This window comes from Streptomyces sp. NPDC006265, from assembly GCF_040613555.1.
GTDB lineage: Bacteria > Actinomycetota > Actinomycetes > Streptomycetales > Streptomycetaceae > Streptomyces.
In genome coordinates this window covers 18,445-29,074 of the sequence record NZ_JBEXSH010000015.1, presented here as the reverse complement: position 1 = coordinate 29,074, position 10,630 = coordinate 18,445, and the positions used below count along the sequence as shown (strand labels likewise).

Below are 10,630 nucleotides of genomic sequence, written 5' to 3'. Positions count from 1 at the left end.
GGTCCGTCGGCCGGTCCGTCGGGCTCGGACGGGTGAGAAGTGGTCGTACTCATGCGTGCCTCCAGCCTCCGCGCCAGATGCGTCACAACAGTGGTCGGTGAGGGACCGCCCGGAGGGGCCGAGGGCGGACCGAGGGGGCTACGAGAAGAGGCGCCGCCAGGTCTCCGGGCCCGGATAGCCGTCCGCCGCGCCGCCCCGCCAGCCCTGGGTGCGCTGGAAGGCCTCGACGGCGCGCCGGTCCGCCTCGCTCCAGACCGGCCCCGGCCCTACCCGGTAGAACCTGCCGAACCCCTTTCGTACGAGCTGCTTGCCCAGCTGGGTGACGTAGGTGTTGTTCGCGCCGGGGCGGAACGTCGCCCGCCCCGGGTAGCCGGGGACTCCGTGGGAGGCGGGCGGCGGGCCGACCGCCCCGTTCTTCACGTCCTTTCCCTTACCGGTGACCAGCAGCTCCCAGGTGTGCGGGCCGGGCAGTCCGTCGGCCTCCGCGCCCGTCCAGCCCTGCGCCCTCTGGAACGCCCGGGTCGCCAGCCGGTCGGCGTCGGTCCAGCGCGGACCCGGGCCCGACGCGTACGAGCCGCCGGCCCCGCGCGCGACGAGCATCCGGCCGAGCTGCGTGACGTACTTGTTGTTCGCGCCGGGGCCGAAATACGCCGCTCCCGGGTACGGCGTGGCGGCCGGGGCGCCCGGCTGACCGCCGGCCTTCCCGGAGACCGGTTTCTCCGGGGTGACGCCCTTGTAGCGGTAGGGCACGTACCGGTCGGAGTTGTGCCAGTAGGCGTACGGGGTCGACTGCCGGCTGGTGTGCGGGCGGGTCTGTTCGTAGGCGGTGTAGGAGGTGTGCGAGGCGTCCGTCCAGCCGCCGAAAATGGTGACGTGCGAGCCTTGCTCGGGGTCGGCCGCATTGTGGAACAGCAGAATGTCGCCCAGCTGGAGTTCCTCCTTGGAAATCTTCTCCCCGTACTGCGCGAGGCTGCCCGTCCATTCGTTTCCGGGCAGCTTCCAGGCCATCGAGACATAGCCGGAGCAGTCCTGCCGGTAACCGTCGGACCAATAGGCACTCATGCTGTACGGCACCTTCGCGGCGACCCAGGTCTTGGCCCGGTTGATGATCTCCGTGCGGGTGATGGCGGTGGGCTTGGGGGCGACGGCGGGCGTCGCCGGACGGACTCCGGGGCCGTGCAGCGGGGCCGTCACGCCCTGGGGGGTGTCGGGCTCGTCAGCTGCGGGGATGCCCGGGCGGTGGGGTGCGTGCGGGGCGGTGGCGGCCGGGACGGCTTGGCCCGCGCCGAGTGCGGCCGAGGCCATGGCGGCCAGGCCGAGCGCCCGGTGCGCGGCCGGGTGGGCACCTGCGCGGCCCACCCAGGAATGCGGCAGGGCGCGGCGCCAGTGGACGCAGCCGGGGCAGTCGCAGTCGCTCGCGGGGTCGATTTCCTCGAATACCGGAGACTCCATGCGATTCCCCTCACACTTCCGGCGGAAATTGCGGCGCCCGTGCACCGGAGGGCGCGCGTCGTCAGTTTCGCAACTGTCTTCCGCACGCGCATGCTGACGGTCCGAATGATGTACACCGCCGCCCTATGGGGCCCCTCCCGGGCCCGGGCTCGTGGTCCGGAGCACCTCCGGACGTCCTGTAGAGTTACGACGTCAGTCGGCGCCGCTAGCTCAGTTGGTTAGAGCAGCTGACTCTTAATCAGCGGGTCCGGGGTTCGAGTCCCTGGCGGCGCACCGACCGGAAGGCCTCTCGCGGAGCGAGGGGCCTTCTTGCGTACCCGCGGAAATCCGGCTCCCCTCTCCTTTGCCCGGCTGAACCCCTCTCTGGCCGGAACCCGGCCCACCGCGCGATTGGCCGGATACCCTCTCGCCATGGCAGCGCGTGACCTACAGGAGCGGATCAAGAAGCTCATCATCGACCGCCGGCTGGCCTCCGGGGCCCCGCTGCCGACCGAGCCCGAGCTGATGGAGTACCTCGGCGCGAGCCGGAACTCGGTGCGGGAGGCGTTGAAGGCGCTCCAGGCGATGGGCATCGTGGAGATCCGGCACGGTTTCGGCACCTACGTCGGCCCGATGTCCCTGGCCCCGATGATCGAGGGCCTCGCCTTCCGCACGGTCGCCGGGCACTACCGGGGCGAGGACTCCCTGCTCCAGCTGCTGGAGCTGAGGGAGGCGGTGGAGACGGGGCTCGTGTCCCGGCTCGCCGGCCGGATGGCGGAAGCGGACCTCGTTGAACTGGACGCACTCGTCGGCCGTATGGAAGAGCAGGCCGCGCAGGGAACCGGCCTCGCCGAGACCGACCGGACCTTCCACGCCACCCTCTACCGAGGGCTGGACAACGTGCTGCTGTGCGAGGTCCTGGAGGCGTTCTGGGACGCCTTCCACCGGGTCCGCACGGACCTCGGGGGCGAGCCGCAGGACCCGAAGGTGACCTGTCGGCAGCACCGGGAGATCCTCGACGCGGTGCGCTCCGGGGACTCGATGCGGGCGGAGGAGGCCATAAGGGAGCACTTCGGCAACATCCGCGCCCGCCTGTCCACAACGGCTCCACAGGGCCCCCACACCCGCCACAATGAACGCGTTTGACCGGTAACCACCGTGTTTCGCATCTTGCGATCATGATGAACGCCGTAGAACCCTGGTTTCTGGTTTTACAAGGTGCTGCGTGTTCGCGGCAGTTGGGGGGATTCGGAACCGGTTGCGGCGTGGGCGGGGATAGGGGCCCCGTTCATGAACCGATGCCAAGGGGGGCATCATGCAACCGGAAGGTCGCGTTGCCGTGTCTATAGGGTGTGGATGACGTGGTGACTGCGATCCACCACTGATACGTCTGTGAAGGTCGAGGGGGACCTGGGGCAGACGGTAAGAAGCTACGAAACACGCGGCTGTCCGCGTGTGGGGGGATAACTCATGACGTCGAGGCCCACGGGTGCCCGGCAGGACCACGACCCGTCCCAAACCACCCAGCTCAGGGTGCCGGCCCACCGGATGAGCACCACGGGGACATTCCGGCGGATCAAGAAAACGCTGCCGAGATACGACTACGAGCACTACAGCCGGCTCGCGGGTCCCCTCACTCAGCCGGATCCGAACAAGCCGTACAAGGTGCAGTACCGCTCGCTCATCTCGCAGGAACCGCACCGCATCCGCGTCGCCCTGATGCTGGCCGCCGCCCCGGTGCTGTCCCTGGTGCTGCTGTTCTGGCTGCTCCAGCCCGAGCACTGGACCGAGCGCGACTACCCGGCCTTCGACTGGCTGCCCGCGCTCGACATGGTCATGCTCGTCTCGATCGGCCTGATCGAGTTCTTCCGCTGCATGAACGTGCTGTCCAACGCACACGCCACGCTGGTGGCCCGCGACCCGATCCCGGTGGTGCCCGAGACCGGCACCAGAGTGGCGTTCCTCACCTCCTTCGTGCCCGGCAAGGAGCCGCTGGAGATGGTGACGAAGACCCTGGAGGCGGCCGTCAGGATCCGTCACCGGGGCCTGATGCACGTGTGGCTGCTCGACGAGGGCGACGACCCCGACGTGAAGGCGGTCTGCGAGCGTCTCGGCGTGCACCACTTCTCCCGCAAGGGCGTCGCGAAGTGGAACCAGGCCAAGGGCCCGCACCGCGCCAAGACCAAGCACGGCAACTACAACGCCTGGCTCGAGGCGCACGGCGACGACTACGACTTCTTCGCCTCGGTCGACACCGACCACGTGCCGCTGCCCAACTACCTGGAGCGGATGCTCGGCTTCTTCCGCGACCCGGACGTCGGCTTCGTCATCGGCCCGCAGGTCTACGGCAACTACGACAACCCCATCACCAAGGCCGCCGAGTCGCAGCAGTTCCTCTTCCACGCGCTGATCCAGCGCGCCGGCAACCGCTACGGCTCCCCGATGTTCGTCGGCACCTCCAACGCCGTGCGCATCAAGGCGCTGAAGCAGATCGGCGGTCTGTACGACTCGATCACCGAGGACATGGCGACCGGCTTCGAGATGCACCGCCACAAGAACCCGGCGACGGGGAAGAAGTGGCGCTCGGTGTACACGCCGGACGTGCTCGCGGTCGGTGAGGGCCCCAGTGCCTGGACGGACTTCTTCACCCAGCAGATGCGCTGGTCTCGAGGGACGTACGAAACGATCATCGGGCAGTACTGGAAGGGCTGGTACTCGCTGCCGCCGAGCAAGCTCTTCAACTACACGATGATGATCATCTTCTACCCGATGTCGGCCCTCAACTGGATCCTGGCGGCGCTGAGCTGCTGCCTGTTCCTGGGCCTGGGCGCCTCGGGTGTGAACATCGATCCGGCGGTCTGGCTGATGCTCTACGGCAACGCCTCCGCCCTGCAGATCGGCCTGTACGTCTGGAACCGCCGGCACAACGTCTCGCCGCACGAGCCGGAGGGCTCCGGCGGTGTGGCCGGCATGGTGATGTCCGCGCTGTCGGCGCCGCTGTACGCGAAGGCGCTGATCGACTCCATGCTGCGGCGCAAGAGCAAGTTCGTGGTCACGCCCAAGGGCGACTCGGCGAGCCCGGACCGCTGGTTCGGCACGTTCCGCTACCACTGGTACTTCATCGCGATCTTCGGCGCCTCGATCACCGCCGGCTTCGTCTTCGGCCACTCCCACCCCGCGATGATCATCTGGGCGACGTTCGCGCTGCTGATCACCGCCTCGCCGGTGTTCGCCTGGCGCTGGCAGCTGCGGCAGGACGCGAAGAAGCCCGCAGCCCATGCCGCGGACCAGCCGCAGGACCCTGCGGGAGCACCCCGGACCCAGCCGCTGCCCATCCCGCAGCAGCCGTCGGGGCACACCCCGCAGCAGAAGCCCACGTGGGCCGCGACCCCGGGCGCACACGGGGAGGTCGGAGGATCCGACCAGACCATGCAGATCGCCCTTGGTGGACTTGGGGGACGTAAGGAATGAACGACCGTGCAGGCCGTCGCCGGGCCCGTCGACTCGCGATCGGTACGGCGGTGGTACTCGCGCTGGCCGGGATGAACGGGCCGTGGCTCTACCGCTTCAGCACCGAGAAATACCACCAGTACAAGATCAACAAGCCGGAGTACAAGGCCGCGAACGGCAAGTGGGAGATCGTCGACTTCCCCGAGGAGTACCGGCAGAACACCATCCACGCGGCGCTGCTGCGCACCGGCAAGGTGCTGCTCGTCGCGGGGTCGGGCAACAACCAGGACAACTTCGACGCGAAGAAGTTCGACACCCGGATCTGGGACCCGCTCAAGGGCACCATCAAGAAGGTCCCCACACCGGCCGACCTGTTCTGCACCGGCCACACCCAGCTCGCCAACGGCAATCTGCTGATCGCGGGCGGCACCAAGCGCTACGAGAAGCTCCAGGGTGACGTCAAGAAGGCCGGCGGCCTGATGATCGTCCACAACGAGAACCCGGACGCGCCGATCACCCTGCCCGCGGGCACCACGTTCACCGGCAAGAAGAACGGCAAGACCTTCGTCTCCAAGGACCCGGTGCTCGTGCCGCGCGCCAAGAAGGTCTTCGACAAGGCGACCGGCAAGTTCCTGCGCAACGACCCCGGTCTCGGCCGGATCTACGTCGAGGCGCAGAAGCAGGGCAAGAAGCACGAGACGGGCACGCAGGACAACTACCGCGTGCACGGCCTGAAGGGTTCCGACGCCAAGAACACCTACGGCATCGCGCAGAAGCTCGCCCTCGACAAGAAGGACTTCCAGGGCATCCGGGACGCCTTCGAGTTCGATCCCGTAGCCGAGAGGTACATCAAGGTCGACCCGATGAAGGAGGCCCGCTGGTACCCGACGCTCACCACCCTGAGCGACGGGAAGGTCCTCAGCGTCTCCGGCCTCGACGACATCGGCCAGCTGGTCCCGGGCAAGAACGAGGTCTTCGACCCGAAGACCAAGAAGTGGACCTACACCGGCAAGGTCCGGCAGTTCCCGACCTACCCGGCGCTGTTCCTCATGCAGAACGGCAAGATCTTCTACTCGGGGTCCAACGCGGGCTACGGGCCGGACAACGTGGGCCGTGAGCCGGGCGTGTGGGACGTCGACACCAACAAGTTCTCGAAGATCCCGGGCCTGAGCGACCCCACGCTGATGGAGACGTCCGGCACGGTGCTGCTGCCTCCGGCGCAGGACGAGAAGTACATGGTGGTCGGGGGCGGCGGCGTCGGCGAGTCCGAGGAGTCCAGCGAGAAGACCCGGATCGTCGATCTGAAGAAGGCGGACCCGCGCTTCGTGGACGGCCCGTCCCTGGAGAAGGGCACCCGCTATCCGCAGTCCTCCGTCCTGCCCGACGACAGCGTGCTGATCTCGGGCGGCTCGGAGGACTACCGGGGCCGCAGCGACTCCAACATCCTCCAGGCGCGGCTCTACGACACGGAGAAGAACGAGCTCAAGCGCGTCGCCGACCCGCTCGTGGGCCGCAACTACCACTCCGGGTCGATCCTGCTGCCCGACGGCCGCGTGATGTTCTTCGGCTCCGACTCGCTCTACGCCGACAAGGCCAACACCAAGCCGGGCGAGTTCGAACAGCGCATCGAGATCTACACGCCGCCCTATCTCTACGGCGACGGGGACCGGCCCTCGCTGTCGGGCGGGCCGCAGACCATCGAGCGCGGCGGGACGGGGACCTTCACCTCGTCGGACGCGGCGAGGGTCAAGAAGGTCCGGCTGATGCGCCCGAGCGCCTCCACGCACGTCACGGACATCGACCAGCGGTCGATCGCCCTGGACTTCAAGGCGTCCGGTGACAAGCTGACGGTGACCGTGCCGGAGAACCGGAATCTGGTCCAGGCGGGCTGGTACATGATGTTCGTGACGGACGCCGACGGGACCCCGAGCAAGGCGCAGTGGGTCAAGGTGCCGTAGAAGCGGACGACAAGGGGCGCTCTCCGTGAGGAGAGCGCCCCTTTCGTATGCTCCGCTCCGCTTCTGCGGGCCGGTCGGTCAGCCGGTGGCCTTCGCCAGCTTCAGGGCGTAGTCCGCCCACCACCGGCCCGCCTTCGGGCCGCCCTTGCACTCGCCGTCCGACTCGCCCGGCCGCTTCACCCACAGGTAGGCGTCGACCAGCGGGTCCGCCGTCTTCGTCGTCGGGGTCTCGCCCAGCGAGCGGCCCGGCGGGTTGCACCAGCGCTCTTCGGGGTTGCCGTCGCCGTAGGGGCCCTTGCCGTTGCGGCTGGTGTCGATGACGAAGTGCTTGCCGCCCACCTTGGCGGAGAGCTGCTTGCCGTAGGCGATGGAGTCCTTGGTGGAGTAGAAGTTGGAGACGTTGACCGAGAAGCCGTCGGCCTGTGCGATGCCCGCGCGGTTCAGGGACTCGAAGATCTGGTCGGGGTGCTGCCAGCCGGCGTTGCCCGCGTCCAGGTAGACCTTCGTGTTCTTCAGGGACTTCAGCTTGGCGACGGCACCCTTGAGGAGGTCGTAACGCTCCTCGTGGAACTGCTCCGGAGTGCAGCCGTCGACCAGGTGCAGCAGGGCGTCCGGCTCCAGGACGACCGTGGCGGCCCGGTCGCCGATGCCCGCGGCGACGCCGTCGAGCCAGTCGCGGTAGGCGTTGCCGTCGGCGGCGCCGCCCTGCGAGTACTGGCCGCAGTCGCGGTGCGGGATGTTGTAGAGGACGAACAGGGCCGTACGGCCGGCCTTGTCGGCGGCCTCGGTGAAGCCCCGCGTCTGCTCCTGCGGGTTGTCCGGTCCGACCCACTCGGCGACCGGCTGCTCGGCGATCTTGCGGATCTGCTCGGCGTCCTGCTTCTTGCCGGACTTCTCCAGGGCGGCGACCTGCCGCGCCGCCGTCCCATCCGGATTGACCCAGAAGGGGGCCTTTTCCGTGGGCTGTTGGGTGATCCCGGCGCCCGCGTCGGCACCCTTGTCCGATCCGTCTCCTCCGTCGGAGGAGGAACACCCCGTCACCAGCAGTGCCGCCCCCAGCACCACTGCGGACATCCGCCTCCCGGCGAACGCCCCGGCCCCCCTGCTGCCGTACATCCAACTCCCCCTTGGGTGCAGCGTTCCAAGTCTCAATCCTGACATACGTCCCGCGACGCCCACATGACGAACCCCACCTGCGGATGACGCAGCGCCACCGTACCGGGACTCGGCGTCATCCAGCCTCTGGGGCGGGATGCCCCTTTGGTTCCAGAGTCATCTCAGCACGTGCCCGGCCTCCGGCCGGAGATTCACCCACCGTGACTCCGGTGGCCTTCCGCGCAACTCGCCGGGTCACTCCCGCGTCCGGGCTTCAGAGGCCGGTTCCCGTCAGGTACGCCGAGACGACCACGTTCGCCGTGTAGCTGCGGGTCGTGCGGTCGAAGCTGCCGCCGCAGGTGACCAGCCGCAGTTCGGCCCGCCCCGACTCGCGCGGCCCGTACGCCTGGTGGGCGTCGAAGCGGTCGCGGGTGAGGACCTGGACGGACTCGACGGTGAACTCGGCGACCTTGGCGTCGGCCCGGATCACCCGGATCGTCTGACCCGGCCGCATGGCACTGACCTTGTAGAACACGGCGGGCCGGGTGTCGGTGTCGACGTGACCGACCATCAGCGCGGTACCGGGCGCCCCGGGCGCGACCCCGCCGGAGTACCAGCCGACCACGTCCGGCTGGTCGTACGGCGGCGGATCGGGCGCCCCGCGTGGGTCGAGACCGCGTGCCACCACCGGGGCCTGGACGCCGAGCCCGGGGATGTCGACGCGCTGCGGCAGCGCGTCGCCCAGCGGACGGTGCTCGGGCGGCAGCTTGATGTCCGGGGGCCGTCCGGCCGCAGCCATGTCGCCCGTGGTGGGGGCGGAGATGCCGTGCCGCATCTCGGTGACCTCGCGGCCCCACAGCCACAGCCCGAGCAGCAGCACGACCCAGGCCAGGCCGGCCAGCAGCCGGCCGGTGCCCGAGAAGCGTCTCTGTACGTGTTCGTGATCCTGCATGGTCAGTCCGTTCCGCGGCCCCGGCGGAGACCGCGCAACGCGACGACCACCGCGGCCACCCCCGCGAGTACCAGCCCGGTCACCCACTGCGCGGTACCGGGACCGGCGCCGCGCTCCTCGGCGGCGACGAGCTCGGCGGCACCGCCACCACCCGCCTGGACGGGGGCGACGGGTGAGGCCCAGGCGCTGGGCCGGTGCGAGAGGGACGGCTCCCCGTCGACGCCGGGAGCGGACGGCTTGCCGCCACCGCCGTCGGGTGCGGGCAGCCGGCCGCTATCGCCGGCGGCGTCGGGTGCGGGCAGTCGGCCGCCCAGGCGGGGTGCGGGCGGCTGGCCGGCGGCCCCGGGCACGGGCACGGGGAGTGGTGCTGTCTCGTGCGCCGTCTCGTGTGCGGGGAGCGGCGCGGACCCGGACCGCCGCGCCTCGCCGTCCCGGACGGTGAGCGTGCCGGTCTGTCGCGTGGCACCGCAGGTGACCCGCACGGCGTACGAACCCGCCTCGGCCGTGGAGCGGACGCGGCTCTCGCCGGTGAGTTCGCGTGCGCCGGTGACGGTGAGCCGGGCGTCCGCGACGAACGCCGCCGAGGCGGCGACGGCCGTCCGCTGCGCGCAGCCGGTGACGCGGAGTGTGATGTCGCTGCCGGGGGCGGGGGCCGCCGGGGTCACCGAGACGCGCCCGGCGTCCGCCGCGTGCGCCACCGGGGCGAGGGCGACGACGGCCAGGACACTCGTACAGACAGTGACTCTCAGGGAACCCATCGTGAACCTCCAGATGCCTGGAGCCTCCCCCGCGCGATGGGCCACCGCATCCTCAGGAGGCGGCGGCTGCTCCGGACGGGTGAGGACGGGTTTGACGGCGGGTCCGGGGGTTCGCCCCCCGTCCGCCGCCGCCCGGGGTTCAGACCCGGTCGACGAGGTCCGCGATCGAGTCCACGACCTGTGAGGGCCGGTACGGGAAGTCCTCGACCTGCTCGGGCCGGGTCAGGCCGGTGAGCACCAGGAACGTCTGCATCCCGGCCTCCATGCCGGCCAGCACGTCGGTGTCCATGCGGTCGCCGATCATCGCGCTGGTCTCGGAGTGGGCCCCGATGGCGTTCAGCCCGGTCCGCATCATCAGCGGGTTCGGCTTGCCCGCGAAGTACGGCTTCTTGGCGGTCGCCTGGGTGATGAGCGCGGCCACCGCGCCGGTCGCGGGCAGCGGGCCCTCGGTGGAGGGGCCCGTCTCGTCGGGGTTGGTGCAGATGAACCGGGCGCCGCCGAGGATGAGCCGCACCGCCTTCGTCATGGCCTCGAAGGAGTACGTGCGGGTCTCGCCGAGGACGACGTAGTCCGGCTCGTGGTCGGTCAGGATGTAGCCGATGTCGTGCAGAGCGGTGGTCAGCCCGGCCTCGCCGATGACGTACGCCGAGCCGCCCGGCCGCTGATCGTCGAGGAACTGGGCGGTGGCCAGGGCCGAGGTCCAGATGCTCTCGATCGGCACCTCCAGGCCCATGCGGCGCAGTCGGGCGTGCAGGTCGCGCGGGGTGTACATCGAGTTGTTGGTGAGGACCAGGAAGGGCTTCCCGGACTCGCGCAGCTTCTTCAGGAAGGCGTCGGCGCCGGGGATCGGCACGCCCTCGTGGATGAGCACACCGTCCATGTCGGTGAGCCACGACTCGATGGGCTTGCGGTCTGCCATGTGCGGGATCTCCTGCCGTACGCGGTCCTGCGTGCGACCCAGCCTAGACAGTGGCGGGATCTTGCGG

At 69.7% G+C, this 10,630-nt stretch carries 8 protein-coding genes and 1 tRNA gene; 4 read left to right on the top strand and 5 right to left on the bottom strand.

The window, feature by feature from the left end; translation table 11 throughout:
• Positions 1–138 precede the first annotated feature (138 nt).
• Positions 139–1,452, bottom strand: coding sequence for a peptidoglycan-binding protein (locus tag ABZ281_RS03105; protein ID WP_356651534.1), 1,314 nt, complete (start codon positions 1,450–1,452; stop codon positions 139–141).
• Between the two features lie 199 nt (positions 1,453–1,651).
• Here ABZ281_RS03105 and ABZ281_RS03100 point away from each other — a divergent pair.
• The 4 genes from ABZ281_RS03100 to ABZ281_RS03085 all read left to right on the top strand — a co-directional run bounded on the left by ABZ281_RS03100 (position 1,652) and on the right by ABZ281_RS03085 (position 6,839).
• Positions 1,652–1,725 (top strand) — tRNA-Lys (locus ABZ281_RS03100).
• A 138-nt stretch (positions 1,726–1,863) separates the two neighbouring features.
• On the top strand, positions 1,864–2,577 hold the full coding sequence (locus ABZ281_RS03095; protein ID WP_356651532.1) for a FadR/GntR family transcriptional regulator: 714 nt from the start codon (positions 1,864–1,866) through the stop codon (positions 2,575–2,577).
• Positions 2,578–2,901: 324 nt separating this feature from the next.
• Complete coding sequence (locus ABZ281_RS03090) at positions 2,902–4,902, top strand: glycosyltransferase family 2 protein (RefSeq protein WP_356651530.1); 2,001 nt, start codon at positions 2,902–2,904, stop codon at positions 4,900–4,902.
• Positions 4,899–6,839 carry a kelch motif-containing protein gene (locus tag ABZ281_RS03085; RefSeq protein WP_356651528.1) on the top strand — a complete coding sequence of 647 codons (1,941 nt, stop codon included), beginning with the start codon at positions 4,899–4,901 and terminating at the stop codon, positions 6,837–6,839. The genes ABZ281_RS03090 and ABZ281_RS03085 overlap by 4 nt, the downstream gene beginning before the upstream one ends.
• Before the next feature lie 78 nt (positions 6,840–6,917).
• Here ABZ281_RS03085 and ABZ281_RS03080 read toward each other — a convergent pair whose 3' ends face one another.
• The 4 genes from ABZ281_RS03080 to ABZ281_RS03065 all read right to left on the bottom strand — a co-directional run bounded on the left by ABZ281_RS03080 (position 6,918) and on the right by ABZ281_RS03065 (position 10,563).
• Positions 6,918–7,955, bottom strand: a complete 1,038-nt coding sequence (locus ABZ281_RS03080; protein ID WP_356651526.1) for a glycoside hydrolase family 6 protein — start codon at positions 7,953–7,955, stop codon at positions 6,918–6,920.
• Between the two features lie 253 nt (positions 7,956–8,208).
• Positions 8,209–8,886 carry a class F sortase gene (locus ABZ281_RS03075; RefSeq protein WP_356651524.1) on the bottom strand — a complete coding sequence of 226 codons (678 nt, stop codon included), beginning with the start codon at positions 8,884–8,886 and terminating at the stop codon, positions 8,209–8,211.
• Between the two features lie 2 nt (positions 8,887–8,888).
• The gene (locus ABZ281_RS03070; RefSeq protein WP_356651522.1) at positions 8,889–9,644 is read right to left on the bottom strand and encodes a hypothetical protein; all 756 of its coding nucleotides are present in this window, start codon (positions 9,642–9,644) and stop codon (positions 8,889–8,891) included.
• A gap of 139 nt (positions 9,645–9,783) precedes the next feature.
• A complete protein-coding gene (locus ABZ281_RS03065) occupies positions 9,784–10,563 on the bottom strand; it encodes an HAD-IIA family hydrolase (RefSeq protein ID WP_356651520.1) in 780 nt (259 codons plus the stop codon).
• Between the last annotated feature and the right edge of the window lie 67 nt (positions 10,564–10,630).

Bases quoted from the DNA above. Each gene is read 5' to 3' on its own strand.
- ABZ281_RS03085 (WP_356651528.1), top strand. From the start codon at position 4,899: ATGAACGACCGTGCAGGCCGTCGCCGGGCCCGTCGACTCGCGATCGGT.
- ABZ281_RS03080 (WP_356651526.1), bottom strand. From the start codon at position 7,955: ATGTACGGCAGCAGGGGGGCCGGGGCGTTCGCCGGGAGGCGGATGTCC.
- ABZ281_RS03105 (WP_356651534.1), bottom strand. From the start codon at position 1,452: ATGGAGTCTCCGGTATTCGAGGAAATCGACCCCGCGAGCGACTGCGAC.
- ABZ281_RS03075 (WP_356651524.1), bottom strand. From the start codon at position 8,886: ATGCAGGATCACGAACACGTACAGAGACGCTTCTCGGGCACCGGCCGG.
- ABZ281_RS03090 (WP_356651530.1), top strand. From the start codon at position 2,902: ATGACGTCGAGGCCCACGGGTGCCCGGCAGGACCACGACCCGTCCCAA.
- ABZ281_RS03065 (WP_356651520.1), bottom strand. From the start codon at position 10,563: ATGGCAGACCGCAAGCCCATCGAGTCGTGGCTCACCGACATGGACGGT.
- ABZ281_RS03095 (WP_356651532.1), top strand. From the start codon at position 1,864: ATGGCAGCGCGTGACCTACAGGAGCGGATCAAGAAGCTCATCATCGAC.
- ABZ281_RS03070 (WP_356651522.1), bottom strand. From the start codon at position 9,644: ATGGGTTCCCTGAGAGTCACTGTCTGTACGAGTGTCCTGGCCGTCGTC.